Here is a 25,642-nt window from a genome sequence, read left to right as displayed (position 1 = left end):
GAGCTTTTCATGACCGCTCAAACCAACTTGCCGCCGTTCCACCTGGCCTTCCCGGTCCGCGACCTGGCCGAAGCCCGCGCCTTCTACGGCGAAAAGCTGGGCTGTCCCGAGGGCCGCAGCTCGCCCGAATGGATCGACTTCAATTTCTACGGCCACCAGATCGTCGCCCACCTGGCGCCCAGCGAGTGCGGCCACAAGGCCACCAGCGCCGTCGATTCGCATAATGTGCCCGTGCGCCATTTCGGCGCGGTGCTTTCCATGGAACAATGGGAAGCCATGGCCAAGCGCCTGACCGATGCCGGCACCGAGTTCGTCATCGAGCCCTACATCCGCTTCAAGGGCGAAGTCGGCGAACAGGCCACCATGTTCTTCCTGGATCCGTCGGGCAATGCGCTGGAATTCAAAGCGTTCAAGAACATGGATTCGTTGTTCGCCAAGTAATCCGTCTATACAGGTTTCGTGCCGTTGAACGCAATATCAGCCCCACCTTCTCCGGCCGAAACTTCCTGGCGCATCCTGCCCCAGGGTGACCGCTGCCTCATCGTCTCTTTTGGCGACCAGATCGACGCCTCGATCGGACGCACCTGTCTGGCGGCGGCGCGCAAGCTGCGCGACGCCAGCCTGCCGGGCGTGACCGACGTGGTGCCCTCGTTCGTGGCGGTGGCGGTTCATTACCGCCCCGACGGCCTGGGCAATGGCCCCACCTACGCCAGCCTGGCCGAACGCATTGAAGCACTGCTCGCCCAAGGCGTTGCCGCCGACGCCGCGGGCGGCCGCGAAGTCGACGTGCCCGTCTGCTATGGCGGCGAACACGGCCCCGACCTGATCGAAGTGGCCGCCGCCGCGGGCCTGACGCCCGACGGCGTGATCGCGCTGCACAGCCAGCCGCGCAGCATGGTGTTCATGCTGGGTTTTGCGCCCGGCCACGCCTACCTGGGCGTGCACGACGAAAAACTCAACCTGCCGCGCCGCGCGTCGCCGCGCACCGCCGTGCCGCCGGGCGCCGTGGCCGTCGCCAACCGCCAGACCGTGATCTACCCGAACCGGTTGCCGGGCGGCTGGCACATCATCGGCACCACGCCCCTGACCATGTTCGACCCCTTGCGCGAACCCGCCGCGCTGCTGCAGCCGGGCGACTCGGTCCGCTTCGTGCCGATCACCCCCGAAGAATTCGACCGTCTGCGCGAGGCCCGGCCGTGAGCGTCACCGTCATCAAGCCGGGCATGCTGTCCAGTTTCCAGAACCGCGGCCGCGAAGGCTACCAGCACCAGGGCATCCCGGCGGCCGGTGCGATGGATGAACGCGCCCACCGCCTGGCCAACGCGCTGGCCGGCAATACCGGTGATCCCGCCACGCTGGAAATGACCCTGACCGGCCCCACCCTGCGCTTTGACGCGCCGGCCTGCTTTGCGCTGGCGGGCGCCGACCTGGGCGCCACGCTCAACGGCCAGGACATCCCCCTGCACCGCCCGCTGGTGGCACGCGGCGGCGACGCCCTTGCATTCGGCGGACGGCCCGCCAGCGGCGTGCGCGGCTACCTGGCCGTGCACGGCGGTTTTGCGCTGACGCCCGTGATGGGCAGCGAAACCACCTACCTGCGCAGCGGCTTCGGCGGCTTCGAGGGCCGTGCGCTGGCCAAGGGCGACCAGATCGGCCTGCGCCAGGCGCTGGGTAACCAAGACCTGGATGCCCTTCAGAAAGCGCTGTGGGACATCCGCATCTATCTGCCCGGCGCGTTGGGCAACAAGCAGCGCGACGCCATCCGCTTCCTGCCCGGCATGCAGTGGGAAGAATTCTCCGAAGCCACGCGCCACGCGTTCGGCGGCTCGGAATTCCGCATCAGCCCGCAATCGGACCGCATGGGTTATCGCCTGCAAGGCCCGGCCCTATCCATGAGCAAGCCCCGCCAGATGTTGTCGGAAGCCGCCAGCTTCGGCACCGTGCAGGTGCCGTCCGGCGGCGAAGCCATCATTCTCATGGCCGACCGGCAGACCACCGGCGGCTACCCCAAGATCGCGCAGATCGCCACCGTCGACCTGCCGCTGCTTGCCCAATACGCCCCCGGCCACACGCTGCGCTTTGCGCGCATCGAACTGGACGACGCGCAGCGCCTGGATGGCGAGCGCGAACGCGCCTTCACGCAATTGCTGGACGCGCTGGCGCCGCTGCGCGCGCTGCTGGCACAAGGACACTGACATGAGCAAGAGCATCGACCTGAACTGCGACATGGGCGAAAGCTACGGCGCCTGGACCATGGGCAATGACGCCGCGGTGCTGGCGTTCGTCAGCTCGGCCAACATCGCCTGCGGCTTTCATGGCGGCGACCCCGCCACGATGCGCCAGACCGTGGCCGCCGCGCTGGCCCAGGGCGTGGCGCTGGGCGCGCATCCCAGCCTGCAGGACCTGGCCGGCTTTGGCCGCCGCGCGATCCCGACCACGCCGGATGAGGCCTACGACATCGTCGTCTACCAGATTGGCGCGCTGGCCGGCGTGGCGGCCTCGCAAGGCGCGCGGCTGCATCACGTCAAGGCCCACGGCGCGCTGTACAACATGGCCGCCAAGGACGAAGGCCTGGCCCGCGCCATCTGCCAGGCAGTGAAAGATGTGGATGCTTCGCTCGTGCTGTACGGGTTGGCAGGCAGCAAGCTGATCGATGCCGCGCGCGCCATCGGCCTGGCCGTGGCCAGCGAAGTCTTCGCCGACCGCTCCTACCAGGACGACGGCTCGCTTACCCCGCGCACCCGCGCCGGCGCCATGATCGAAGACGTGGACCAGGCCGTCGCGCAAGTGCTGCGCATGGCCCAGGAGGGCAAGGTGCGTTCGGTGGACGGCAAGGACGTGCCGGTGCAAGCCGACACGCTCTGTATCCACGGCGACCAGCCCAATGCGCTGGTGTTCGCCCGCGCCATCCGCGATGCGCTGCAACAGGCCGGCATCGCGGTGCGCACGCCGCAGGCGCGCTGAAGGTCCGTCACTCGTGATGGGCCGGTCGCAAAGGGCTGCTGCGCGGCCCTGAATGCGGCGTCAAGCGCGGCCGTAACGCGGCGCGGACTCTTCGGCGTCCTGCAGCGAAGCCTCGTGATAGGCCCGCAGGATGCCCGGCAGCACATCCAGCACGTAACCCCGGGTCAGCTCGGCCGCGCGGTCGAAATCACGGCTGGCCAAGGCCTGCGTGATGCCCTGGGTGTAGGTCTGCAGATTGTTCGAATCCATCGTCTGCTTGGCCAGCAAATAACGCAGCGGCTCGACCTGTTCATACAGCTTGGTCAGCACGCCCGCCAGCGGCGCATTGCCCGTGAAGCGGGCGCCAGCCAGGTAGAACTCGCGCAGCGCCGCGATATAGGCGCGCACGTCGCGCTTGGCCATGGCCGCGGCGATGGCTTCGTCGTAGATGCGCAATTCGGCCACCAGCGGCGACACGTCGTCCATCTCGGCGACCTGGCGGATACAGTAGGCCTCCAGCTCCGCGCGTAGCTTGTACAGGTGGCGGATCTGGGTTTCCGAATACAGGGTGGCCCTGAAACCTTTGCGCTGGACATGCGTAACCAGGCCGCTCAGTTCCAGCAGACGCAGCGCTTCCCGGATGGGACTGCGGCTGGTGCCGAAACGCTGCTCCAGTTCTTGTTCCCGCAACGGCTGCCCGGGCCTGATAGTGCCATCCACTATCAACTCACGAATCTGTTCCTGTAGGAAATACGGAATCGTGGCGGGCGCTTTGACGTCCAATCGGCTCCCCTTGTACTGCGTGATGCAAGTGTTGCGACACCGAGAAGATACTAGAAATCTATTGAAACACAAATAAGAAAATTGTTGCAGCAGTTCGAGGGCGCCCCCCCCGTCAAGGGCAGCCGGCGCGGGGGCCGACACGGGCATCCGCCGATTCACGCGCCAGCCCGGCAGGCGTCAATCCCAATCGTCGCGGTAGACAAACTTGGGCATCTGCCAGTTAAAGCGCAGCGCCAGCAAACGCAGCGCCAGGCCGGCCGCCAGCGCGATCGGCACGGCCGCATTGGCCGACAGCCCCAGGGCCTGTGAACCCAGATACAGCGCTCCGGTCACCGCCGACACGCTCGCGTAGAGTTCCTTGCGGAACAGCAGCGGCACCTCGTTGCAAAGCACGTCGCGCAGCACCCCGCCGGCGCAGCCGGTGATCATGCCGCTGATCAGCACCACGGTGATCGGCAGCTGCATCAGCTGCGCCACCTGGCAGCCGATCACCGTGAAGGCCACCAGCCCCAGGGCGTCGGCCAGCAGGAACAGGCTGCGCAGGCGCCGCATGACCGGCGCGATCAGGGCGGTCAAAAGCGCCGCGCCCGCCGTCATCCACAGATATTCGGGATGGATCACCCAGGTCAGCGGGTAATGCCCCAGCAGCACATCGCGCAGCGAACCGCCACCCAGCGCGGTGACGCACGCGATGATGCAGACGCCCATCCAGTCCATGTCGCGCCGGCCGGCGGAAAGCGCCGCGGTCATGGCTTCGGCCACGATGGCGACCAGATAGAGCGTGTGCAGCAGGGCGGGAGAAATGTCGGAGAACATGGATCGGAAGAAAAAGAGGCGTTGCCGCCCTGGCGCGCGGCAGGGGCCGGGCAGGCCCCATTGTATTGACACGGCGCGACGCCGTTGCGGCCGTCCCCCGCCATCCCTTACGCTGGAAGCGCGGTTGATATCGGTCAAACCCCTTGCCGCGCCGCGGCCGGACAATGGGGGTGTGCCCGCAAGGGCGATACCGGCCGAACCGGACGGCGAGCGGGAGCCCCCGGCCAGGCCCACCTCGGGAGAAAGCGATGTCTGAACAACCAGGTCCCATCCTTCTGGCCACCGACTTGAGCGCGCGGGGCGACCGCGCACTGGACCGGGCGCTGCAACTGGCCAAGGAATTGAACACCAAGCTGGTGGTGCTGCACGTCATGGAAAGCCATGCGGTGACGGCGCGGCTGACCACGCCGGTATGGCGCAGGCTGTCCACCGACCACAAGGCCCTGGCCGAGCGCGAGCTGGCCGAGGATCTGGCGAACGCCGAGATTCCCACCGAAGTGGTGGTGGCCAGCGGCGATCCGCTGCTGCGCATCACCGAAACCGCCGACAGCTTCGGCTGCTCGTTGATTGTCACCGGCACCGCCCGCGACGAAACGCTGGGCCGGCTGCTACTGGGCACCACCGTGGAAAAGCTGGCGCGCCAGGCCCGCCAGCCCGTGCTGGTGGTCAAGACACGGCCGCGCAAGCCTTACCGCAACCTGCTGGTCGCCACCGACTTCTCGCCGGGCTCTCGCCAGGCGCTGCACGCCGCGCTGCAACTGGTGCCTGGCGCCGACCTGACGCTGTTTCATGCCTACGACGTGCCTTTCCAGGGCAAAAACGTGCCGGACGACGCCGTAACGCGCAGCTTCTACAAGGCGGCCGAGCAGAGCGCGCGCGAATTCATCGCCGAAACCCCGGCGCTGGCGGACGTGGCGGCGCCCAAGGTGGTGCTGGAATGCGGCCAGCCGGAGACGGTGCTGTCGGAGTATTCGTTCAACCACCGGCCCGATCTGGTGGTGACGGGCACCCACGGCCGCACCGGCTTGCTGCGCACGGCCATCGGCAGCGTGGCCGAGCGGCTGCTGGAAGCCCTGCCCAGCGACGTGCTGATCGTGCGGTTGACCGGCGAGGAATAGGCTCGGCGCGGCTGGCGGGGCCGGGCCGGTCAAGGGGAAGGGGCTTGCCGCCGGCCCCACGGCCTCAGCTATCGCCGTCCTGCATCATGGCCTCGATGCGGCTGCGCAGCAGCCACAACAGCACCAGGCCGGGCAGCGCAATGACGACCGTCACCAGGAAGAACCCGGGCCAGCCCAGGTGTTCGACCAGCGGTGGCGTCAGCGGTCCGGCCAGATAGGTGCGGCCCACGGCCGACAGCGCGGACAGCAATGCGAACTGCGTGGCCGAGAAGCGCTGGCGGCACAACGCCATCAGCAGGCCGACGAACGACGCCGTGCCCAGTCCCCCGCACAGGTTTTCCAGGCCGACGGCGCTGCCCATCAGCCAGATGCTCTTGGGGCTGACGGCAATGAGCCAATAGCCCAGGTTGGACACCGCCTGCAGCACGCCGAACACCATCAGCGACCGGTACAGGGTCCAGCGCGACATGATGAAGCCCCCGGCCAGCGCGCCGACGATGGTGGCCGCCATGCCCATGACCTTGTTCACGGCGCCGACCTCGGTGGGCGTATAGCCCGCGCCGCGGATCAGGAAGGTAGTGGACAGCGCCCCGGCAAAGGCGTCGCCCAGCTTGTACAGCACGATCAGCAGCAGCACCAGCAAGGCGCCGCGGCGGGTGAAGAATTCGCGCAGCGGCGCCGCCACGGCCTCGCCGAGGCTGCGCGGAGGCTGCGTCAGGCGTTCGGGTTCAGGCGCCCACAAGGTGGCCAGCGCGCACAGCAGCATCAGGCCGCCCATCACCACATAGGTATTGCCCCAGCCGATCCACTTGTCGGCCAGGATCAGCGCCAGGCCACCCGAGACAATCATGGCCAGCCGGTAGCCCATGACCTTGATGGCCGCCCCGGCGCCGCGCTCTTCCTTGCGCAGCACGTCGGTGCAATAGGCATCGAAAGCAATGTCCTGCGTGGCGGAAAGGAAAGCCACCAGCACCGCCAGCAGCGCCAGCGTCTGCAAGGCCGATGACGGCGACAGCGTGCCCATGACCATGATGGCCAGGCCCAGCAGGATCTGCGTGACCAGCATCCAGCCGCGGCGCCGGCCCAGCAAGGGCGGCACGTAGCGGTCCACCAGCGGGGCCCACAGGAATTTCAGGGTGTAGGCGGTGCCTACCAGGGTCAGGAAACCGATCTGCTGCAGCGGCACGCCCGCCACGGTGGCCCAGGCCTGCAGGGTGCCGCTGGTCAGGGCCAGCGGCAATCCACTGGCGAACCCCAGGACCAGCAGGGGCGCAACGCGGGGGCTGGTGTAGACGTTGGATACAGCGGTAATGACGGTCTCCTGGAACGGGCCGGCGCGGCGCAGGGGTGCGCGCCGCAGGCTTGCGGCATTTTAGGCGCGGATCGTCCGGGCCGTCAGCCCGCGTTGCAGATTGTCAGGGCGAAGCGAAGCGATACACCGCCAGGGTGCTGCGCCAGCTGGGGAAGGTCTTGATCTCGCGCCCTTCGTTGAAGGTCGCGCGTTCCAGGATGCGCAGGCCCAGCTCGTCGGCCAGCTGTTCGAAGTCGCGCAGCGTGCACAGGTGGATGTTGGGCGTGTTGTACCACTGGTAGGGCATCTGGCCCGTCACCGGCATGCGGCCCCGCAGGATTGCCCAGCCGTGCGGCCAGTAGCCGAAATTGGGAAACGACACCACGCCGTGGCGCGCCACCCGCGCCATTTCGCGCAGAATGTGCTCGGTGCGGTGCATGGACTGCAGCGTCTGCGACAGCACCACGGTATCGAACTGCTTGTCGTCGAACAGCGCCAGGCCGTCTTCCAGGTTCTGCTGGATGACTTCCACGCCGCGCTTCACGCAGGCGATGACGCAGGTGTCGTCCAGTTCCACGCCCGCGCCGCGCACCTGGCGCTGGTCGCGCAGATGCGCCAGCAGCGCGCCGTCGCCACAGCCCAGGTCCAGCACGCGGCTGCCGGGCTCGATCCAGCTGGCGATGCGGGCCAGGTCGGGCCGCAGCGCGTGGATGGCGGGCCGGGGAGTGACAGGATTCATGCGGAGCGTCCTTCGGTCTGAGCGGCGTCGGCAAGGCCCAGCTCGCGGGCGATGCGCTCGTAATAGCCGCGAACCACGGCATGGTAGCGCGCGTCGTCCAGGAGGAAGGCGTCGTGCCCGTGCGGCGCGTCGATTTCGGCGTAGGTGACGGGGCTGGCGTTCTTCAGCAGGGCCCGCACGATCTCGCGCGAGCGTTCCGGCGGAAAGCGCCAATCGGTGCTGAACGACACCAGCAGGAAGTCGGACTTGGCCGGCGCCAGCGCACGCGCCAGGTCGCCGCCGGTCTTGCGGGCGGGGTCGAAGTAATCCAGCGCGCGGGTGATCAGCAGGTAGGTGTTGGCGTCGAAGTAGCGCGTGAACTTTTCGCCCTGGTAACGCAGATAGGACTCGACCTCGAACTCGACGCCATAGCCGTAGTGGTAGGCGCCGTCCGCTGCCGGCTCGCGCTGGGCGCGGCCGAATTTCTCGGCCATGTCGTCGTCGGACAGGTAGGTAATGTGGCCGATCATGCGCGCCACCGACAGGCCGCGGCGCGGCACGGTGTCTTGCGCGTAGTAGTCGCCGCCGTGGAAATCCGGGTCGGTGATGATGGCGCGCCGCGCCACTTCGTTAAAGCCGATGTTCTGCGCCGACAGGCGCGGCGTGCTGGCGATCACCACGCAATTGGCCACGCGCTCGGGCAAGGTAATGGCCCAACTGAGCGCCTGCATGCCGCCCAGCGAACCGCCCATGACGGCCGCGAAACGTTCGATGCCGAAGTGATCCGCGACCCGGGCCTGCGCCTGCACCCAGTCTTCCACCGTCAGCACCGGGAACGCGGCCCCCCAGGGCTTGCCGGTCTCGGGGTTGATGCTGGCCGGGCCGGTCGAGCCGAAGCACGAGCCCAGGTTGTTGACGCCGATGACGAAGAACAGGTTGGTGTCCACCGGCTTGCCGGGGCCCACCATGTTGTCCCACCAGCCCACGTCGCTGGGGCTGTCGGCCGCCTGGCCCGCCACGTGGTGCGAGGCGTTCAGGGCGTGGCAGATCAGCACGGCGTTGGTGCGCTGGGCGTTCAGGGTGCCGTAGGTCTCGACCGCCAGTTCATAGGCGGCCAGCGATTGGCCGCTGAGCAGAGACAGCGGCTCGTCGAAACGGAGATAGACGGGTGCGACCAGGCCGACGGAACCGGGATCAGCGGCGTCGGACTGAGTGACGGGTGCGACCGTGGCGGCAGGCAAGCCTGCAAGCGTGGCGCTGGCCGAATCACCGGCCAAATGTTGGGCAGGAGTGGTCATACGGACCTCTTTAGCTGGATTTATTGGAAGGCGCCCGCAAGCGGATCAGGCAAATCGGCGCCGAAATTAGGATAGTGCGGCAGGAATTCTAGCACTGCTTGCGGCAGGGTCCGCAAGCCCATGCCGCCGCAGGGGGCCCGGCACAAGGCTCAGGCGCCCGCCTCCCAGGGTTCATGCCCCAGGTATTCGTAGTGCTCGGTATTCACGCGCGAAATGCGCCATTCCACCGGCTGGCGGTTGTACGAAAACGCGACCCGGCGGATCTCCAGCAGCGGCGCGCCTTCGGCCATGCCCAGCCAACGCGCATGGGCGCGGTCGGCCAGGCAGGTGCGCAGGCGTTCGTCGGTGGCGATGACGTTGACGCCGAACATGTCCTGGTACAGCGCATACAGGGTGCTGGCGCGCTCGCTCAGATGCGCCTCGGTCATGCCGGGAAAACGCGACTCCGGCAGGCAGATCTCGTCGATCATGACCACGTCGCCGTTCAGCGACTGCTTGTTCAGGAATTCGAACACGTAGGCGCCAGCGGGCAGGGCCAGTTTTTCCCGCACCGTGGCCGACGCCTTCACGCGGCGAAAACGCAGCAGTTCGGTGACGGGGTACGACTTGTTGCCATCCTGCCGCAGGATGCGGAAGAACTTGAAGAAGTGGTGGTTGCGGGTGTGCACCGCAACGTAGGTGCCGCGGCCCTGATGGCGCACCAGGATGTTCTCGGCGGCCAGTTCGTCGATCGCCTTGCGCAACGTGCCGATCGATACGCCGAAGCGTTCGGCCAGCTGCTTTTCCGGGGGTATCGCCTCGCCCTGCTTCCATTCGCCTTGCGCCAGCGCGGCAAGCACGGCTTGCTTGACCTGTTCGTACAAGGGACTGCCCAAGGGCACAGTCGATGACAGGCTGGTGTTCATGGGTGCATCGCAATAATCAGGAGCCCTCAGTGTAGCGGCCTGCCATGGCCTCTCTCAAGTCATACAATTCATATATATGATTTAGTTGACACACTGAAAAGCCGCTCTTAAGATTTGCCGGACGTTGTGATCCGAAGCGCTTGCGGCACCCGGCCGCGCGCCCAGCCCTGGAGAGGAAGACGATGATTCACGCCGTATTGCACGATGCCAAGGACACGGTGGCGGTCGCCGTGGTGGAAGGCCTGACCGCCGGAACAGAACTGAACGCCTGGATCATGGACGAGGACAAGATCATCCATGTGCGGGCCTCGCAGGACATCCCCATCGGCCACAAGGTCGCCATGAAGGACATGGCCGTGGGCGATACGGTCTTCAAGTACGGCGTGGACATCGGCCGCGTGGTGGCGCCGATCAAGGCCGGCCAGCACGCCCACGTGCACAACATCAAGACCAAGCGCTGGTAAGCAGCCTCCCGCCCCCCAAAAGGAAACCAACATGTCCGTCATCAATGCTCAGACCACCTTCCAGGGCTACCGCCGCGACAACGGCCGGGTCGGCGTGCGCAATCACGTCATCGTGCTGCCCGTGGACGATATCTCCAACGCCGCGGCCGAGGCCGTCGCCAACAACATCAAGGGCACGCTGGCCCTGCCCCACCCCTATGGGCGGCTGCAGTTCGGCGAAGACCTGGAACTGCACTTTCGCACCCTGATCGGCACCGGCTGCAACCCCAACGTAGCGGCGGTGGTGGTGATCGGCATCGAGGAAGGCTGGACCAAGCGCGTGGTCGACGGCATCGCCGCCACCGGCAAACCGGTCATGGGCTTCAGCATCGAACTGCACGGCGACCACGACACCATCATGCGGGCTTCGCGCTGCGCCAAGGAATTCGTGCACTACGCCACGGCGCTCACGCGCAGCACCTGTCCGATCTCGGACCTGTGGGTGTCGACCAAATGCGGCGAGTCCGACACCACCTCGGGTTGCGGAGCCAACCCCACCGTGGGCAACGCCTTCGACAAGCTCTACGCGCTGGGTTCGACCCTGGTGTTCGGCGAAACGTCGGAACTGACCGGCGGCGAACATATCGTGGCCGAACGCTGCGCCAACGATGCCGTGCGCGAGCGCTTCATGTTCATGTTCAACCGCTACCAGGCCATGATCGACCGCTGGAAAACCAGCGATCTGTCCGAGTCGCAGCCGACCAAGGGCAACATCGCCGGAGGCCTGACCACCATCGAGGAAAAGGCGCTGGGCAACATCCAGAAGATCGGCAAGCACTGCCGCGTGGACGGCGTGATCGACAAGGCCGAGATCCCCGACGGCCCGGGCCTGTGGTTCATGGACTCGTCGTCGGCGGCAGCCGAAATGGTGACGCTGTGCGCGGCGTCCGGCTATGCCGTGCACTTCTTCCCCACCGGCCAGGGCAACGTCATCGGCAACCCCATCCTGCCCGTCATCAAGATCTGCGCCAATCCGCGCACGGTGCGCACCATGTCCGAACACGTGGACGTGGACACCAGCGCGCTGCTGCAGCGCGAGATCGACCTGAACCAGGCCGGCGACAAGCTGCTGGAGTGCATGCTGGCCACCGCCAACGGCCGCTGGACCGCGGCCGAGGCCCTGGGCCATCGTGAATTCGTGCTGACCCGCATCTTCGAAAGCGCCTGACGGCGCCCGGCCGGCGCAGCCCGGCCGGTCCTTTTCCGCATTGCCGGACGGCCGTTTTCCAACGGCCGTCCGGCAATGCCGCAGCACTCTCACAGCACCGACGCACAAAGCATGCAGACCCGGGCGCAAGCCGCCACGGCAGCACAGGCGCGTACGCATTTCCTACCCGGGCGCCACCCCCAAGGAGGAAGACAGATGAATCGCGAGCAACACCCCCCCATCGACGCCGCGCAACGGCGCCGTGTCCTTGGCGCCCTGGGCGCCGCCGGCCTCTGTGCGCTGACGCCCTGGCAACAGGCGCTGGCGCAGAAGCGCGCTTGGCCGGAGCGCCCCATCAACTACGTCGTGCCCTTCCCGCCCGGTGGCCTGACCGACGTGGCCGCGCGCCAGATCGGCAAGGCGCTGGGCGATGCCGAACGCTGGAACGTGGTAGTGGAAAACAAGCCCGGCGGCAGCGCCAATATCGGCGCGGCGCACGTATCGCACGCCGCGCCCGACGGCTACACCTGGCTGGCCATCACCCTGTCGCATGCGGCCAACGCCACGCTGTTCGCCGGCAAGGCCGGCTACGACCTGACGCGCGACCTGACGCCGCTGGCCGGGCTGGCCTCGTCGCCCATCATGGTGGTGGTCAACGCCAAGAGCCCCATCAAGACCATGGACGACCTGGCGCGCGCGGCCGCCGCCAAACCGCTGGCGGCTGGCTCCAGCGGCAACGGCACGCCGCCGCACCTGACGCTGGCGCTGTATCAGAAGCTGACCGGCGCGCCGCTCATGCACGTGCCATACAAGGGTGGCGCGCCATCGCTGACGGACCTGATCGGCGGCCACCTGGACGTGGTCTTTTCGAACTACCCCGAGTCGCTATCGCATGTAAAGAACGGTTCGCTGCGGGCCCTGGCCATCACCACCCGCGAACGCAGCGCGGACCTGCCCGACGTGCCCACCGTGGCGCAGGCCGGCCTGCCCGACCTGGTGGTGGAGAACTTCACCGGCGTCATGGGACCCGCCGGCTTGCCGCCCGAGCTGGTGCAGCGCATCGGCGCCGCGATCGTCAAGCAGGTATCGCAGCCCGCCATGCAGCAGGCGCTGCAACAGCTGGGCTTCGTGCCGCAGCCGCGCGGACCGGAGGAATTCGGCGCCTATGTGCGATCCGAGGTCGACCGCTGGGCCAAGATCATCCGCGATGCCAACATCCAGATCGCCTGAGGCCGGAGGCTACCCATGCACGTGCTGATCTCGGAATTCATGGACGCGCCCGCCGTCGACGCTTTGCGGCAGCGCTTCGACGTGCGCTACGCCCCCGACCTGGTGGAGCAGCGCGATGCGCTGCTGCAAGCCGCCCGCCAGGCCGACGGCCTGATCGTGCGCAACCGCAGCCAGGTGGATGCGGCGTTGCTGGCCGCCGCGCCGCGGCTGCGGGCCGTCGGCCGGCTGGGGGTCGGGCTGGACAACATCGACCTGCCCGGCTGCGCCGCGCGCGGCATCCAGGTGGTGCCGGCCACCGGCGCCAACGCGCGGGCGGTGGCCGAATACGTTATCGGGACCCTCCTGGCGCTGCTGCGCGGCGCCTATGCCTCTACGACGGATGTCGCGGCCGGGCGCTGGCCGCGCACAGCCCTCTCGCAAGGGCTGGAGGCGCATGGGCGCACCCTGGGGGTCGTGGGCTTTGGCGGCATCGGCCAATTGACCGCCCGGTTGGCGGCAGGGCTGGGCATGCGCGTCATCGGCTGCGACGCCGCGCTGCCGGCCACGCATCCGGCGTGGACCGAGACGGGCGCCACGCCCCTGCCGCTGGACGCCGTGCTGACGCAGGCGGACGCGGTCACGTTGCATGTGCCGCTGAACGCCGACACCCGCCATCTGCTGGACGCCGCCCGCCTCCAGCGCATGCGCCCGGGCGCCATCCTGATCAACACCTCGCGCGGCGGCATCGTGGACGAGGCCGCGCTGGCGGCGGCGTTGCGCGCGGGCCACCTGCGCGGCGCGGCGCTGGACGTCTTCGACCAAGAGCCCCTGCCCGCCGGCGGCCCGCTGGCGGACGCGCCCAACCTGATCCTGACCCCGCATATCGCCGGCCTGACGCAGGAAGCCAACACCCGGGTTTCCGACATGGTGGCCGCCGGTGTGACAATAGCGCTTACCGGCGGCGCCCGATGACGCGCGGCGCGCCCCCCTGACAGGAAGGATATGGCTCACATCTATCTGGACGAACTGCAACACCTGGCCGCGGCCAGCCTGGCCGCCGCGGGCGCCAACCCCGCCATGGCCGACAGCACGGCGCGGGCCCTGGTCTTCGCCGAAAGCCAGGGCCTCAGCTCGCACGGCCTGTCGCGCGTGCCGTTCTACGCCGGCCACCTGCGCACCGGCCGCGCCATTGGCAGCGCCGTGCCGCGCATCCTGCACGAGCGCGGCGGCGCGGCCCTGATCGACGCGGGTTCGGGCCTGGCGTTCCCCGCCTGCGCCATGGCCGTCGAACAGGCCGCCGCCCGCGCCCGTGAACACGGCGTGGCCTTTATCGGCGTGGCCAACAGCCACCATTTCGGCGAAGCCGGCTACCACCTGGAAGCCCTGGCCGACGCCGGCCTGGTCGCGCTGGCGCTGAGCAATTCGCCCGCCGCCATGCCGGCCTGGGGCGGCAAGCGCCCGCTGTTCGGCACCAACCCCATCGCCGCGGTGTTCCCGCGGCGCGGCGGCGCCCGCATCGTCATTGACCTGTCGCTGTCGCAAGTGGCGCGTGGCAAGCTCATGATCGCGGCGCGCGACAACCAGCCCATCCCGCTGGGCTGGGCGCTGGACGCCGACGGCCAGCCCACCACCGACCCCAAGGCCGGCCTGGCCGGCAGCATGCTGCCCGCGGGCGGCGTCAAGGGCGCGATGCTGGCGCTGATCATCGAACTCCTGGCCTGCGCCCTGACCGGCTCGCACTTCGGTTTCGAGACCGAATCGTTCTTCGTCGACGAAGGCGGCCCCGCCCGCCTGGGCCAGGCCTTCATGGCCATCGACCCAGGCGCCCTGGCTGGCAAGGAAACCTACCTGGACCGCGTCGAAACGCTGGTGGATGCCATGCTGGAAGACGACGGCGTGCGCCTGCCGGGCGAACGCCGCCGCAAGCTGCGCGACGAAGCGCTCAAGCACGGCGTGGAAATTCCGGAAGCGTTGATGACGCAATTGCGCGCCATGTCGGGCGCGGCCTGACGCCGGCCGGGGCGGCCTGGCGCCGCCCCATTCCAGGCTGCGGCCCCTAGGGCCTGCTCACACTAGAAGGCGCCGTGGCTGAACCACAGCATCAACGGCGCCAGCAGCAAGAACACCACGGTCGACACCAGCACCGCGCCGGCAGCCGTGTCGCCCATGGCCGTATAGCGCTTGGCGTACATGTAGCTGACCACCGCGCACGGCATCGCCATCTGCAGCGTCAGCGCGCCGGCCAGCACCGGCTCCAGATCCAGCAGCCACACGATCGCCAAGCCCGCCAGCAGGCCGGTCACCAGGCGCATCGCCGCCACCTTGGCGCCGTCCCTGACGCCGTTGGCCGGGATCAGCGCCAACGCGTGGCCAAGGCTCAGCAGCATCAGCGGCACCGTGACCGCGCCCAGCATGCGGGCGGTCTCGATCAGCCAGTCCGGCACCGGAATGTGCAGCATGCGCATGGCCACCGCCACCACCGAGGCCAGCAGGATCGGACTTTTCCAGCTGCCCTTGGTGTTCACGCCCGGCAGCAGCCGCACCGCGATGGTGTGCATCACGAAGGAATTGACGGCAAAGAACGCCACCGCCACCGACAGGCCGGCATCGCCGAACGCCAGCTGCGAAATCGGCAGCCCCAGGTTGCCGGCGTTGGGCAGGAAGGCCGTGGGCAGGAGCGTACGCACCGGCAGCCGGCCCAGCTTGAGCAGCAGCGCGCAAGCCAGCGCGCACAACAGCAGGGCCAGCAAGGTGGCGGCCGCCACGTCGGCCAGCGCGCGGTCGTCCAGGTGAGTGGTGACGAACGTGTGGAACACCAGCGCCGGCGTGGTCACCGAGGTCACCAGCGTGGTGATGAAGGCGCCGCCGAACGGCAGGTCGCGCTTGCCCCAGAACACACCAATGCCGACGCACGACAACAGGGGCAGCATCAGCACGATGGCCGACAGGTAGAACTGCGCGATGGCAAGCATCCGGTTATTCCGTCAGAGATAAGTGAAGTAATGCGCGGCGGCATCATTGCTTGCCTGATGCGTGGGCAAGGCGGCAGGATGGGCCTTCTGTTGCCAGGACCTTGCGCCCACCCCCTTCGCCATGCCCGCCAAACCCGTCCCCGCCGCCCCGCCAGCACCTGCCGCCGTCCGGCTTTCGCCGCGTGAATCGGCCTGCCTGCACTGGGCGGCCGCGGGCAAGACCAGCTGGGAAACCGGCCGCATTCTTGAAATCAGCGAAAGCACCGTCAATTTCCATCTGCGCAACGCCAGCCGCAAACTGCAGGTGCGGGGCCGGCGCGCCGCGGTCGCGGCGGCCATCCGGCGGGGGCTGCTGCACCCCGTCACGGCTTGACGACGACCGATCTCAGGAATTCACGCGCCCGCTCGGCGGGCAGGCTTTCCTCGGTGCCCGCGGCCACCGCCTCGATCAGCATCGTGTCCGTGACCCACACCCGCGCCCGCAGCCAGCCGGGCTTGCCCATGGCCTTGCCCTGCACGTCGATGTCCTGCCCGTAAGGCGGCCATTCGGTGGGCGGCGGCGCCTGCATATTGACGTACAGCGACCGCATCAGCGCCATGCCCAGCGCCTGCCGGGCCACCGGGTCGCCCGCAAGATCCGGGGGCAGCGGGGCCGACCCGATCGCGAACACGGCTTCGCCCACCGTGGCGCTGGCCAGGGTAAAACTCAGGGTATGGGTATCCAGCCGCAACTGGCGGGTCTCGGTCTGCACCCGGTCTGGAAATGCCGCCCGCACGCGGCCGTCCGCCACGTCGACCTCGCGCCAGTTGTAACGCGGCGAGCAGGCAGCCACCAGCAGGGCCAGCGCAAGAATCGCGCCGCCTTTCTTGAACATGAAACGAAACAGCGATGAAATCGTCATTACCGGAAGACCCCACGGTCTTTTCATTTCGAGGAAAGCCCCAAATTGTCGCCGATTTCGATGACCCCAGCGCCCGACGGCACGCCTTTGGCCAATTATGTCTGGGCCGCCGCCCCGAACGTGCCCGCGCCGGTCACCGGCCCCGGCACCCCCAGTATCTACCTGTTGCACGGCCTGAGCGAGCATGCCGGGCGCTATGACCGGCTGGCGCGCTGGCTGACCGCGCGCGGCTGGACGGTCGGCGCCCACGACCACCGCGGCCACGGCCGCTCCGGCGGGCGGCCCGCCACCTTGGCGCGCCAGGAAGACCTGGTCACCGACGCCGTGGCCCGCCTGGCCGCCTGGACCGCCACCCACGGCCGCCCGCCCATCCTCCTGGGCCACAGCCTGGGCGCCCTGGTGGCGGTGCGGATCGCGCTGCACCAGCTGACCCCGCTCGACGCCCTGGTGCTCAGTTCGCCGCCTTTCGTGGTCAACGTGCCCCAGTGGGTGCGCCGCACCCTGACCTGGATGTCGCTGCATGCCCCCGACCTGCGGGTCCCCCATGGGCTGGCCCCGGCGCGCATCTCGCACGACCGGGCGGTGGTCAAGGCCTACCGGTCCGACCCGCTGGTGCGCCGCAGCATGACCGGCCGGCTGGCCCGCTTCGTGGACGACGGCGGGCGCGATTCCCTGCGGGAAGCCCACCTCTTGTCCTGCCGCACCCTGCTGATGGTGGCGGGCGACGACTCCATCGTCGCGGCCGAAGGCAGCCGCCAGTTTGCCCAGCGCGCCCCCGCCGAATTGCTGACTTTGCGGTGGTACGACACCGCCTGGCACGAGATTTTCAATGAAACCGCCCCCATCGCCGACCCGGTCTACGCCGACCTGGACGAGTGGCTGGCGCGCACCGCCGCGGTATTGTCCCTGTCCCCAGTACTGGCTCCCTCAGCAGAGGAGGCCAGCACCCCGTAAAATCCCGCGACAGACCCCATCGAGAATATTCCGTGACTGATACCGCCGCACACCGCTACGCCCGCCTGGAGGCCAACCGCCCGCTGCTGGCCCAGACCCTGCGAGGCATCGAAAAAGAAGGCCTGCGCGTCGACGAGCAAGGCATCCTGGCCCGCACGCCGCATCCGGCCGGCCTCGGTTCGGCGCTGACCAACGAACACGTCACCACCGATTATTCCGAATCGCTGCTCGAACTGATCACCGGCACCCACAACAATGTGGATGCCCTGCTGGCCGAGCTGACCGCGACCCACCGCCACGTCTACAGCGTGCTGGACCATGAACTGATCTGGAACCAGTCCATGCCCGCCACCCTGCCGTCCGAAGCCGACATCCCCATCGCCTGGTACGGCACGTCCAATACGGGCATGCTCAAGCACGTGTACCGCCGCGGCCTGGCCGAGCGCTACGGCAAGACGATGCAATGCATCGCCGGCGTGCACTACAACTTCTCGCTGCCCGAACAACTGTGGTCGGTGCTGGACACCCAGCCCGGCACCGATCAGGCGCGCCGGTCGCGCGGCTATATCGGCCTGATCCGCAACTTCACGCGCTATTCCTGGCTGCTGATGTACCTGTTCGGCGCCGCGCCGGCGCTGGCCCGCGGCTTCCTGCGCGGCCATGACCATCCGTTGCAAAGCCTGGGCGACCACACCCTGTATCTGCCCTATGCCACCAGCCTGCGCATGAGCGACCTGGGCTACCAGAACAAGGCTCAATCGCAGCTCAAGCTCTGCTACAACGACCTGGACACGTTCCTGGGCCGCCTGTACGACGCCGTGACGCAACCCTGGCCCGACTACCAGAAGATCGGCACGCATCGCGACGGCGAATGGATCCAGCTGAACACCAACGTGCTGCAGATCGAAAACGAGTACTACTCCAGCATCCGCCCCAAGCGCGCCACTGGCCGCTGCGAACGCCCGATCACCGCGCTGGCCGAGCGCGGCGTGCAATACGTGGAAGTGCGCTGCCTGGACATCAACCCGGAATCGCCGGTGGGCATCGATGCCGACACCAGCCGCTTCGTTGACGCCTTCCTGCTGTTCTGCGCCACCGCCGACAGCCCGTTCTTCCCGGCCAATGGCTACTGCCAGCGCAGCGCCGACAATTTCTCGACCGTCGTCAAGGAAGGCCGCAAGCCCGGCCTGCAACTGGACCGCGACGGCCAGGCCGTCGGCCTGGCGGACTGGGGCCAGGAACTGCTGGACCAGATCGCGCCCTACGCCGCGCTCTATGACGCCGCGCTGGGCGGAACCGCCTACGCCGACAGCCTGGCCGTGCAGCGCGCCAAGCTGGGCCATCCCGAATCCACGCCGTCGGCGCGCCTGCTGGGCGCACTGATCGACAGCGGCGAATCGTTCCACGACTACTCGCTGCGCCAAAGCCGCGACCACGCGCAGGCCCTGCGCGCCCAAGCGCTGCCGGCCGGCCTGGCCGAACAATACCGCCAGGCCGCGCTCGACTCCAGCGCCGAGCAACTGCGCATCGAGCAGGCCGACGAAGTGGATTTCGACACCTACGTGGCGCGTTACCAGGCCGCCCTGAAGGCACCACGCAAATAAGGCGTATCGTATGGCCTGTTAACACCCAGGTTTTGGATCAGGAGGCTTTTCCCATGCGCCGCATCGCAACCTTACTGCTGGCCCTGGCCGCCAGCGCGGCGGGCATCTCCCACGCCGCGCCCCCGCCCATGCAGACCGTGGAGTCGGTGGACCTGAAGCGCTATGCCGGCATGTGGTACGAGATCGCGAATTTTCCGATGTACTTCCAGCGCAATTGCGTCGGGGACACCACCGCCGAGTACACACTGCACCCGGACGGCACGGTTGGCGTGAACAACCGCTGCCGCACGAAAGACGGCGACGTCGACTCGGCCTCGGGCACGGCCACCGTGGTCGAGGGCAGCAACAACACCAAGCTTGAAGTCTCGTTCTTCAAGCCCATCAAGGGCGATTACTGGGTGATCGGCCTGGACCCGGATTACCGCTGGGCCGTCGTCGGCACGCCGGACCGCAAGTACCTGTGGATTCTGTCGCGCTCGCCGCAACTGCCCAAGGAAGACCTGGACCGCGCGCTCGCCGCCGCGACGGCGCAAGGCTACCAGCTGGACGAACTGCGCTACACGCCGCAGAAATGACAACGCGGGCCCGGGCTGATCTACCTGGGCCCGCGCCGTTTTGTTCCAGCGACTTGAAAATTGCCCGGTTCAGCCCGCGTAATCGCGCGCCAGGCGCACCACGGTCACGCCGGGTTTCAGCTGACGCAGTGACGGCATGACCAGGGTGCACCGGTCATACGGCGACACGATCGCCTGGCCGTCGGCCCAACCAATCACCGACCCGGCCTGATCCAGCGTTTCCAACCCTTGCCAGGGTTGCGAGAACGTCACGTCCATCGACGGCGCCACCACCGCGTCGGTCACTTCCAGCACGCGTTGCGCCGCCGGGTCCGGCAACAGCCAGCCGGCCGGAATGTCCGCCGCGTCCGCCACGCCCGATTCGACCAGCATGCGCGCCACCATGTCGCGCGCAACGTCCCGCGCCGAAAGATCGCCATGGAAGCCGCATTCGACCAGCAAAGCGCACGCATCGCCGCGCGACGGGTCGCCGAACTGCGCAAAGTCGCGCATCCGCACGCCGTCCTTGTGGCCCGCGTCGACGATCACGTGCTGCGGCGCTTTCAGGCGCCGCGCCAGCGCGATGTTGCGCGGCAGGACGCCGGTCAACAGCAGCGGCGCGCCCGGCTCGTGCATGGAATGCAGATCCAGCAGCCAATCGGCCCGTTCCACCCACGGCCGCAGCTGCGCCGCGCGCTGGCGGTCGCTGCTGTTGGCGTTGTCCAGCCGCTCGGCGCTCCAGACCCGGTTCATGTCCTCGTCCACGAAACGCGAGGCGTCGTGGCGCGCCAGGTCGAAGCGGTCAAAGGCCGGCAGGTTGCAGAACGCCAGCGTCAGACTGCCGCGGCGGGGCCGCAGCCCGGCCGCCAGCAGGTCCTTCAGGGCCCAGGCGCCGCACAGCTCGTTGCCGTGCACCAGCGCGGACACCATCAGCGCGCGTCCTGGCACGCCCGAATCGAAATGCCACACCCCCGGCGTGCCGGTATTGCCCGCGCGCTCGGCGGCGAGATCGGGAACGGAAAGCTTGAAATCCATCGTGTTGTCCGCGTTGTTGCTGTGTTGCTTGCTTACTGCGCTTCGATTTTGGCGGCCTTGACCAGCGCGCCGTACTTGCGCGTTTCCTCGGCCTGATAGGCCACCGGATCCAGCCCAGGCTGCGACAGCACGCCGCCGGCTTCCTGCATCTTGACGCGGAACTGCTCCGATTTGAGCGTATCGGCCAGCGCATCGCGCAGCTTGGCCGCCACCGGCTCGGGCAGGCCCGCCGGGCCGTACAGCGCGAACCAGACGCTGATGTCGACGGACTCGAAGCCCGGGGTCTCGGCCAGCGCGGGCAGGTCCGGCGCCACTGGCGAGCGCTTCTTTTCCGTCACGCCCAGCGCCACGATCTTGTCGCCGCGCACTTGCGGCAGACCCGAGGACAGCACCAGCATGCCGAAATCCAGCTGGCCGCTCATCAGGTCGGTCACCAGCGGCGACACGCCGCGATAAGGCACGTGCTCGGCGCGCGTGGCGGTCGCCTGGTTGATCATCTCGCCGGCCAGGTGCAGCGTGGTGCCCACGCCGGACGAGCCGTAGTTGAAGCTGCCCGGCGCGGCGGCGCGCAGTTTCTGCAGGTAGTCGGCGGCCGTCTTCACGCCCGAATTCTTGCTGGCGGCCAGCAGCATGGGCTGCGAGGCGATCACGCCCAGGGCCGAGAAATCCTTGACGCTGTCGTACTTGACCGCGTTGTTGATCATGCGCGCGATGACCATTTCGTTGGTCGAGCCCAAGAGCAGCGTGTAGCCGTCAGGCGCCGCCCGCGCCACGCGCTGCGCGCCGATGGTGCCGCCGGCCCCGCCGACGTTTTCCACCACCACGCTCTGGCCCAGGCGCTTGGCCAGTTCTTCGCCGAACAGGCGCGCGGTCAAATCGACGCTGCCGCCGGCGGGGTAGCCGACGACCAGCGAAATGGCGCGGTCGGGGTAGCCGGCGGCGTGGGCCGGCAGGGCAGCGGTCAGCGCCGAGGCGGCACAGACGGCGGCCAACGCGCCGCGCAGCGGATGCGGTACGGATTTCATGAATTTCTCCCTGGGGTGCTGAGGCGGACGGCGGCGCCGTCTCTTTCGAGGTTTCGGCACACATTCTGCGGCGCGTACCAGGGGGATGACGTGCCGAATCGGCACATTTCCGTGCTTATTTGAAAGGGCGGATAACGCCCGGCCCGCTATGCCTTGCGGCTGGCGGTGGCTTCCCAGGCCGCTTCGGCCAGCTCGGCCAGCCGCGCCCGCGACCGGTACAGGCGGACCTCGAACGCGATCTCGTCGCTACGCCCGCCCAGGGACACCAGCGCGCCCCGGCGGCAATCGGCCGCCACCATGGACCAGGGCAGCCAGGCCACGCCCAGCCCCTTGGCCGCCGCGCCGTGGGCCGCGTCCAGGGAATCGCTGCGCACGAACGGCGTCAGCGCATAAGGCGTGGCTTCCAACCGGTCGCCGACGATGCGTTCCATCGCCAGGCCACCGGCGTAGGTGATCAGCGGCACCGGCTGGCCGCCTTCGCGCAGCAGATAGCGGGCGCGGCCCCGGCTGTCGGCCTGGCTGACGGGCACCAGCTTATCAGTGCCCAGCGTCATGTAGCGGTAGCGGCCCGGACTGAGCTGCACCGACAGCGCGGGATGCTCGTAGCAGCACAGCAGGTCCACCTTGCCCTGCTCCAGCCGCGCCGCCATGTCTTCCATCTTGCCGGTGGAAATTTCGAGCTGCGTGCCTTCGGCCAGCACCTTGGGGGTGCGGTGGCGCAGCCGCGCGATCCAGTCCGCCACCAGCGTGCGGGCCAGGCTGCGGCCGGTGGCGATGCGCAGCACCGCCTCGCCGCCCGCGCCCGAACTGCGGATGCGGTGCCGCACCAGCCCCATCTGCTCGACCACCTGGGTCGCCGTCTTGAGCAGCGCCTCGCCCTCGGCCGTAAGCGTGACCGGCACGCGCTGGCGTTCGACCAGCGGCGCGCCCGCCCAGGCTTCCAGCGCGCGGATGCGGCGCCCGAAGGCAGGGTGCGTCACATACCGCGCTTCGGCGGCGCGCACGAAGCTGCCGGTCTGCGCCAAGGCGATCAGGTCCTCCAGCAGTTTCAAGTCGGCCATGACAGGTCCGTCCTGACGTTCAGGCTTGCGCCAGGCCCATCATCGCCAGCGTGGCGCGGGTCAGATCGCTGTCCGGGTCTTCCAGTTCGTTGACCAGGTCAAAGTGGTTGCAATGCGGCGTGGGGATGCGCGTGGCCGGCAGGCCGGCGCCGGTCCAGGCGCGCTCGAAGGCCTCGGTCTGGTTCTTGAAGCCCTGCGTTTCCAGCCCGCCGACGGCCAGCAGCATCGGGCCGGCGCGCTCGGGCAGGTTGAAGATCGGGCTTTGCCGCGCCGCCTGCTCGGGCGTCAGTTGCAGCCAGGTGTTCGGCAGGATGTCGCACAGCGGCCGCAGGTCGAACAGGCCGCTTAGCGCCAGGGTGCCCTTGACCACGTCGTCCGGCACGCCGTAGCGCGCCGGCCAGCCGGGCGCGGCCAGCATGCCGGCCAATTGGCCGCCGGCCGAGCTGCCGCCCACATAGATGCGGTCCCGGTCCACGCCATAGGCCGCCGCGTTGTGATACAGCCAGGCCAGCGCCGAGCGCATCTCCCGCACGACTTCGCCCAGCGTGGCCTCGGGCACCAGCGTGTATTCGGGCACGGCCACCGCGGCGCCGGCGTTGTTGAAGGCCTCGGCCATCACCGGCGCGTCTTCCTTGCGCTGGGCGCGCCAGTAGCCGCCATGGATGAACACGAACAGCGGCGCCGGCGTGCGCGTGGCGGCGGGCAGGAACAGGTCCAGCCGTTCGTCGTGGCCCATGCCGTAGCGCAGGTTCAGCAGACCGGGGCGGCGCGATTTCACCGCCGCGGACGATGCCGCATAGCGGCGCACGCAGGCGTCGAAGTCCGCCACCGATTCACGGGCGTTGTATTGCACCTCGCGCTCGGCGATGGTGGGGAAAAAGAGGTCGATATCCGCGTTACGCATTGATGGCCTGCCTGTCGTCCTGGGAAATGATCTGCTCGATGAACTGCGCCGTCTTGCGGTAGTGCGCCGCCAGCATTGCCACCGAGCGCTCGACGTCGCGCGACATGGCGGCGTCCAGCAGCTGGCGATGCTCGTCGTCGACATTGCGCTCGGGTCCGTAGGCCGACGCGCCCGCGCGGGCGGGACGCCGGTAGCGCTCGGTCTGCGCGTACAGCTGCGTGGACAGGTCCAGCAGCCAATGCGAACGGCAGGCGCCGATCAGCGCATGATGGAAATCCAGATGCCGGGCCTCGAGCGATTCCTCCAGCTCCTGGCTGGGCGGTGAGGCCTCGCCGGCGCGTTGCGCGGCCAACGTCAGCGCGTGGTAGGCCCCTACCAGGCGGGCCTCCCAGGCGTCGTCGGCGTTGGCCAGCGACCGCCGCAGCGCGTCGCAATCGATCAGGATGCGCGTCTCGCAGGCATCCCACATTTCCTCGATCGACAGCGGCGCGATGCGGAACCCGCGCGACGTGGTGGTCAGCACCATGCGCTCGCTGCGCAGACGGTTCAGGGCTTCGCGGATGGGAGAAAAGCTGCTGCCATAGCGCTGCTTGAGCAATTCCAGGCGCAGGGACTGGCCCGGCGCGAACGCCCCGCTCATGATGTCGCGCCGAAGCAGGCGGTAGACCTGCTCGGACAGCGTGATTTCCTCTACCTCGGCGCTCCCGTCCGATCCGGGCTCGTCCTGGCGGGAGGCTTTGATTCTTGGCTTCAACATGCTCTCCAGATGACAGCGGCCTGCCGGGCGGCCCGGGGCCGGCCCACGCGCAGGCGGCCCATTCTACCCGGGGGCCGGGCGGCCTTAACGGCCCGCATCGGGCTGCGGCTCGGCCGGCGCGGACGCCTGGCTCCAGTCAGGCTCGTCGCGGTTCAGGTCGTCCTGGTCGTCATAGCGCGCCGCCTGCAACGGCCGCCGGTTCACGCGCAGGTCGAACACGTCGAAACGGTTGTAGTGGCCGGTGATGTCGTGCATCTGGCGCGGCTGGATGCAGCGCGACAGGTCGATATCGGCGTAGACGATGCCTTCGTCGTCGATCAGCGGCTCGCCGATCACGCGACCGTCCGGCCCCAATATCCCCGAAAACGCGCTGTTGCGGCGCGCCAGCATCTCGCGGGCCTCGGGATGGCTGGCGCCGATGGCGTCCTGGATCTCGGTCGAAATGGTCGAGCACGACACCACCGTGAACACCTTGCCCTCGAACGAATGGGCGGCCGCGCGCAGGCGGATGGCCTCGGCCATGTCGTAGTCGGGCGGCGCCACGGGCAGCGAGATATAGCTGGCCACGTGCACCATTTCGCCCTGCGCCAGCAGGGCAAAGCGCGCCAGCGTGTTGGTGTTCTCGCCGCAGGCCAGGCCGCCCAGCTTGCCGACCGACGTGTCGTACACACGCAGCGATTCACCGTCGCCGTGAGCCCAGGTCAGCTTTTCAGCCCAGGTCGGCACCAGCTTGCGATGACGCCCCAGGATACGGCCCTCTTCGTTGATGAACACCATGGTGTTGTAGATCGTGCCCACGCCATAGCGGCTGCGCTCGTTCACGCCCACCACCACGTTGACGCCATGCTGGCGCGCGGCCTGCGCGATGCGGCGGATCTCCGGCCCGGGCAGTTCGATGGCGCTCTTGCAGAGCTTTTCAAACCATGGGCTGCCCTGCACCGGGTTCATCACCCAGCTCCAGTACGGATAGGCTGACACGAATACTTCCGGAAACGCCACCAGGCGGGCCCCCTGGCCGGCGGCCTCGGCGATCAACGCGCAGGTCTTGTCGACCGTGGCGTCCGTGTCCAGGAAAACGGGCGACGCCTGGACGGCGGCGGCCTTGAATACAGGCAGATTCAACATTTTTTCGGCTCCTATAGC

At 68.3% G+C, this 25,642-nt stretch carries 28 protein-coding genes and 1 riboswitch; of the genes, 14 read left to right on the top strand and 14 right to left on the bottom strand.

Annotation, left to right across the window (positions count from 1 at the left end):
• The first annotated feature begins 9 nt into the window (after positions 1-9).
• From A9974_RS02685 to A9974_RS02670, 4 genes are read left to right on the top strand one after another with little or no spacing between them, the layout of a single operon-like run.
• On the top strand, positions 10-441 hold the full coding sequence (locus A9974_RS02685) for a VOC family protein (protein WP_013391240.1): 432 nt from the start codon (positions 10-12) through the stop codon (positions 439-441).
• A gap of 24 nt (positions 442-465) precedes the next feature.
• Entirely contained in the window at positions 466-1,200 is a 735-nt protein-coding gene (gene pxpB, locus A9974_RS02680; RefSeq protein WP_183002612.1) for a 5-oxoprolinase subunit PxpB, read from the top strand.
• Positions 1,197-2,195, top strand: coding sequence for a biotin-dependent carboxyltransferase family protein (locus A9974_RS02675; RefSeq protein WP_183002611.1), 999 nt, complete (start codon positions 1,197-1,199; stop codon positions 2,193-2,195). Before pxpB ends, A9974_RS02675 begins: the two co-directional genes overlap by 4 nt.
• Position 2,196: 1 nt before the next feature.
• Positions 2,197-2,964 carry a LamB/YcsF family protein gene (locus A9974_RS02670; protein ID WP_183002610.1) on the top strand — a complete coding sequence of 256 codons (768 nt, stop codon included), beginning with the start codon at positions 2,197-2,199 and terminating at the stop codon, positions 2,962-2,964.
• 60 nt (positions 2,965-3,024) lie between these two features.
• Here A9974_RS02670 and A9974_RS02665 read toward each other — a convergent pair whose 3' ends face one another.
• Together A9974_RS02665 and A9974_RS02660 are read right to left on the bottom strand one after the other, a co-directional pair.
• The gene (locus A9974_RS02665; RefSeq protein WP_370539561.1) at positions 3,025-3,750 is read right to left on the bottom strand and encodes a GntR family transcriptional regulator; all 726 of its coding nucleotides are present in this window, start codon (positions 3,748-3,750) and stop codon (positions 3,025-3,027) included.
• A gap of 153 nt (positions 3,751-3,903) precedes the next feature.
• Complete coding sequence (locus A9974_RS02660) at positions 3,904-4,542, bottom strand: trimeric intracellular cation channel family protein (RefSeq protein ID WP_183002608.1); 639 nt, start codon at positions 4,540-4,542, stop codon at positions 3,904-3,906.
• A gap of 248 nt (positions 4,543-4,790) precedes the next feature.
• Between A9974_RS02660 and A9974_RS02655 the strand changes: the two genes are divergently transcribed.
• Positions 4,791-5,660, top strand: coding sequence for a universal stress protein (locus A9974_RS02655; RefSeq protein WP_183002607.1), 870 nt, complete (start codon positions 4,791-4,793; stop codon positions 5,658-5,660).
• A 64-nt stretch (positions 5,661-5,724) separates the two neighbouring features.
• Here the strand turns inward: A9974_RS02655 and A9974_RS02650 are convergent, their stop codons facing one another.
• The 4 genes from A9974_RS02650 to A9974_RS02635 form a co-directional block, all read right to left on the bottom strand.
• On the bottom strand, positions 5,725-6,972 hold the full coding sequence (locus tag A9974_RS02650; protein ID WP_183002649.1) for a muropeptide transporter: 1,248 nt from the start codon (positions 6,970-6,972) through the stop codon (positions 5,725-5,727).
• 103 nt (positions 6,973-7,075) lie between these two features.
• A complete protein-coding gene (gene metW / locus A9974_RS02645; protein ID WP_183002606.1) occupies positions 7,076-7,690 on the bottom strand; it encodes a methionine biosynthesis protein MetW in 615 nt (204 codons plus the stop codon).
• On the bottom strand, positions 7,687-8,967 hold the full coding sequence (locus A9974_RS02640) for a homoserine O-acetyltransferase (RefSeq protein WP_183002605.1): 1,281 nt from the start codon (positions 8,965-8,967) through the stop codon (positions 7,687-7,689). Before A9974_RS02640 ends, metW begins: the two co-directional genes overlap by 4 nt.
• A riboswitch (SAM riboswitch) is annotated at positions 8,957-9,038 on the bottom strand. Its footprint overlaps the gene before it by 11 nt.
• Positions 9,039-9,116: 78 nt before the next feature.
• Positions 9,117-9,872: a GntR family transcriptional regulator gene (locus tag A9974_RS02635; protein ID WP_183002604.1), complete on the bottom strand. Its 756-nt coding sequence runs from the start codon at positions 9,870-9,872 to the stop codon at positions 9,117-9,119.
• 182 nt (positions 9,873-10,054) lie between these two features.
• Here A9974_RS02635 and A9974_RS02630 point away from each other — a divergent pair, with 182 nt between their 5' ends.
• From A9974_RS02630 to A9974_RS02610, 5 genes are all read left to right on the top strand, one after another.
• Entirely contained in the window at positions 10,055-10,336 is a 282-nt protein-coding gene (locus A9974_RS02630) for a UxaA family hydrolase (protein WP_056327564.1), read from the top strand.
• A gap of 31 nt (positions 10,337-10,367) precedes the next feature.
• Positions 10,368-11,543 (top strand): UxaA family hydrolase, encoded by a 1,176-nt coding sequence (locus A9974_RS02625; RefSeq protein ID WP_183002603.1) that lies wholly within the window; start codon positions 10,368-10,370, stop codon positions 11,541-11,543.
• Between the two features lie 195 nt (positions 11,544-11,738).
• Positions 11,739-12,752: a tripartite tricarboxylate transporter substrate binding protein gene (locus tag A9974_RS02620; RefSeq protein ID WP_183002602.1), complete on the top strand. Its 1,014-nt coding sequence runs from the start codon at positions 11,739-11,741 to the stop codon at positions 12,750-12,752.
• A 15-nt stretch (positions 12,753-12,767) separates the two neighbouring features.
• Positions 12,768-13,703, top strand: coding sequence for a hydroxyacid dehydrogenase (locus A9974_RS02615; RefSeq protein WP_183002601.1), 936 nt, complete (start codon positions 12,768-12,770; stop codon positions 13,701-13,703).
• Positions 13,704-13,733: 30 nt separating this feature from the next.
• Positions 13,734-14,741, top strand: coding sequence for an Ldh family oxidoreductase (locus A9974_RS02610; RefSeq protein ID WP_183002600.1), 1,008 nt, complete (start codon positions 13,734-13,736; stop codon positions 14,739-14,741).
• A gap of 62 nt (positions 14,742-14,803) precedes the next feature.
• On the opposite strand, the gene A9974_RS02605 is transcribed toward A9974_RS02610, so the two are convergent.
• On the bottom strand, positions 14,804-15,703 hold the full coding sequence (locus A9974_RS02605; protein ID WP_183002599.1) for an AEC family transporter: 900 nt from the start codon (positions 15,701-15,703) through the stop codon (positions 14,804-14,806).
• A gap of 121 nt (positions 15,704-15,824) precedes the next feature.
• On the opposite strand from A9974_RS02605, the gene A9974_RS02600 reads away from it, so the two are divergent.
• Positions 15,825-16,076 carry a helix-turn-helix domain-containing protein gene (locus A9974_RS02600; RefSeq protein WP_183002598.1) on the top strand — a complete coding sequence of 84 codons (252 nt, stop codon included), beginning with the start codon at positions 15,825-15,827 and terminating at the stop codon, positions 16,074-16,076.
• Here the strand turns inward: A9974_RS02600 and A9974_RS02595 are convergent.
• The gene (locus tag A9974_RS02595) at positions 16,066-16,605 is read right to left on the bottom strand and encodes a hypothetical protein (protein ID WP_183002597.1); all 540 of its coding nucleotides are present in this window, start codon (positions 16,603-16,605) and stop codon (positions 16,066-16,068) included. The genes A9974_RS02600 and A9974_RS02595 overlap by 11 nt on opposite strands.
• A 60-nt stretch (positions 16,606-16,665) precedes the next feature.
• On the opposite strand from A9974_RS02595, the gene A9974_RS02590 reads away from it, so the two are divergent.
• The 3 genes from A9974_RS02590 to A9974_RS02580 are packed head-to-tail and all read left to right on the top strand — an operon-like array spanning position 16,666 to position 19,738.
• The gene (locus tag A9974_RS02590; protein ID WP_183002596.1) at positions 16,666-17,559 is read left to right on the top strand and encodes an alpha/beta hydrolase; all 894 of its coding nucleotides are present in this window, start codon (positions 16,666-16,668) and stop codon (positions 17,557-17,559) included.
• Between the two features lie 32 nt (positions 17,560-17,591).
• Positions 17,592-19,163 (top strand): glutamate--cysteine ligase, encoded by a 1,572-nt coding sequence (gshA, locus tag A9974_RS02585; RefSeq protein ID WP_183002595.1) that lies wholly within the window; start codon positions 17,592-17,594, stop codon positions 19,161-19,163.
• A 53-nt stretch (positions 19,164-19,216) separates the two neighbouring features.
• Positions 19,217-19,738 (top strand): lipocalin family protein, encoded by a 522-nt coding sequence (locus tag A9974_RS02580; RefSeq protein ID WP_183002594.1) that lies wholly within the window; start codon positions 19,217-19,219, stop codon positions 19,736-19,738.
• A gap of 69 nt (positions 19,739-19,807) precedes the next feature.
• Here A9974_RS02580 and A9974_RS02575 read toward each other — a convergent pair whose 3' ends face one another.
• The 6 genes from A9974_RS02575 to A9974_RS02550 form a co-directional block, all read right to left on the bottom strand.
• Positions 19,808-20,752 (bottom strand): succinylglutamate desuccinylase/aspartoacylase family protein, encoded by a 945-nt coding sequence (locus tag A9974_RS02575; RefSeq protein WP_183002593.1) that lies wholly within the window; start codon positions 20,750-20,752, stop codon positions 19,808-19,810.
• Positions 20,753-20,784: 32 nt separating this feature from the next.
• Positions 20,785-21,777, bottom strand: coding sequence for a tripartite tricarboxylate transporter substrate binding protein (locus A9974_RS02570; protein ID WP_183002592.1), 993 nt, complete (start codon positions 21,775-21,777; stop codon positions 20,785-20,787).
• Positions 21,778-21,923: 146 nt separating this feature from the next.
• On the bottom strand, positions 21,924-22,838 hold the full coding sequence (locus tag A9974_RS02565; protein ID WP_183002591.1) for a LysR family transcriptional regulator: 915 nt from the start codon (positions 22,836-22,838) through the stop codon (positions 21,924-21,926).
• 19 nt (positions 22,839-22,857) lie between these two features.
• Complete coding sequence (locus A9974_RS02560; protein WP_183002590.1) at positions 22,858-23,742, bottom strand: alpha/beta hydrolase; 885 nt, start codon at positions 23,740-23,742, stop codon at positions 22,858-22,860.
• Positions 23,735-24,496 carry a GntR family transcriptional regulator gene (locus A9974_RS02555; RefSeq protein ID WP_183002648.1) on the bottom strand — a complete coding sequence of 254 codons (762 nt, stop codon included), beginning with the start codon at positions 24,494-24,496 and terminating at the stop codon, positions 23,735-23,737. Before A9974_RS02555 ends, A9974_RS02560 begins: the two co-directional genes overlap by 8 nt.
• A gap of 87 nt (positions 24,497-24,583) precedes the next feature.
• Positions 24,584-25,624 carry a carbon-nitrogen hydrolase family protein gene (locus A9974_RS02550; protein ID WP_183002589.1) on the bottom strand — a complete coding sequence of 347 codons (1,041 nt, stop codon included), beginning with the start codon at positions 25,622-25,624 and terminating at the stop codon, positions 24,584-24,586.
• Positions 25,625-25,642 lie beyond the last annotated feature (18 nt).

Origin of the sequence: Achromobacter sp. UMC71, from assembly GCF_014170305.1 — a bacterium.
Classification (GTDB): domain Bacteria; phylum Pseudomonadota; class Gammaproteobacteria; order Burkholderiales; family Burkholderiaceae_B; genus Achromobacter.
Note: the sequence above shows the minus strand (reverse complement) of the source record. Positions and strands in the feature narration are given on the sequence as shown.

Coding starts and splice junctions, on each gene's coding strand:
- A9974_RS02685 (WP_013391240.1), top strand. CDS start 10: ATGACCGCTCAAACCAACTTGCCGCCGTTCCACCTGGCCTTCCCGGTC.
- A9974_RS02670 (WP_183002610.1), top strand. CDS start 2,197: ATGAGCAAGAGCATCGACCTGAACTGCGACATGGGCGAAAGCTACGGC.
- A9974_RS02660 (WP_183002608.1), bottom strand. CDS start 4,542: ATGTTCTCCGACATTTCTCCCGCCCTGCTGCACACGCTCTATCTGGTC.
- A9974_RS02655 (WP_183002607.1), top strand. CDS start 4,791: ATGTCTGAACAACCAGGTCCCATCCTTCTGGCCACCGACTTGAGCGCG.
- metW (WP_183002606.1), bottom strand. CDS start 7,690: ATGAATCCTGTCACTCCCCGGCCCGCCATCCACGCGCTGCGGCCCGAC.
- A9974_RS02640 (WP_183002605.1), bottom strand. CDS start 8,967: ATGACCACTCCTGCCCAACATTTGGCCGGTGATTCGGCCAGCGCCACG.
- A9974_RS02635 (WP_183002604.1), bottom strand. CDS start 9,872: ATGAACACCAGCCTGTCATCGACTGTGCCCTTGGGCAGTCCCTTGTAC.
- A9974_RS02630 (WP_056327564.1), top strand. CDS start 10,055: ATGATTCACGCCGTATTGCACGATGCCAAGGACACGGTGGCGGTCGCC.
- A9974_RS02625 (WP_183002603.1), top strand. CDS start 10,368: ATGTCCGTCATCAATGCTCAGACCACCTTCCAGGGCTACCGCCGCGAC.
- A9974_RS02620 (WP_183002602.1), top strand. CDS start 11,739: ATGAATCGCGAGCAACACCCCCCCATCGACGCCGCGCAACGGCGCCGT.
- A9974_RS02615 (WP_183002601.1), top strand. CDS start 12,768: ATGCACGTGCTGATCTCGGAATTCATGGACGCGCCCGCCGTCGACGCT.
- A9974_RS02610 (WP_183002600.1), top strand. CDS start 13,734: ATGGCTCACATCTATCTGGACGAACTGCAACACCTGGCCGCGGCCAGC.
- A9974_RS02605 (WP_183002599.1), bottom strand. CDS start 15,703: ATGCTTGCCATCGCGCAGTTCTACCTGTCGGCCATCGTGCTGATGCTG.
- A9974_RS02600 (WP_183002598.1), top strand. CDS start 15,825: ATGCCCGCCAAACCCGTCCCCGCCGCCCCGCCAGCACCTGCCGCCGTC.
- A9974_RS02595 (WP_183002597.1), bottom strand. CDS start 16,605: ATGACGATTTCATCGCTGTTTCGTTTCATGTTCAAGAAAGGCGGCGCG.
- A9974_RS02590 (WP_183002596.1), top strand. CDS start 16,666: ATGACCCCAGCGCCCGACGGCACGCCTTTGGCCAATTATGTCTGGGCC.
- A9974_RS02580 (WP_183002594.1), top strand. CDS start 19,217: ATGCGCCGCATCGCAACCTTACTGCTGGCCCTGGCCGCCAGCGCGGCG.
- A9974_RS02575 (WP_183002593.1), bottom strand. CDS start 20,752: ATGGATTTCAAGCTTTCCGTTCCCGATCTCGCCGCCGAGCGCGCGGGC.
- A9974_RS02570 (WP_183002592.1), bottom strand. CDS start 21,777: ATGAAATCCGTACCGCATCCGCTGCGCGGCGCGTTGGCCGCCGTCTGT.
- A9974_RS02565 (WP_183002591.1), bottom strand. CDS start 22,838: ATGGCCGACTTGAAACTGCTGGAGGACCTGATCGCCTTGGCGCAGACC.
- A9974_RS02560 (WP_183002590.1), bottom strand. CDS start 23,742: ATGCGTAACGCGGATATCGACCTCTTTTTCCCCACCATCGCCGAGCGC.
- A9974_RS02550 (WP_183002589.1), bottom strand. CDS start 25,624: ATGTTGAATCTGCCTGTATTCAAGGCCGCCGCCGTCCAGGCGTCGCCC.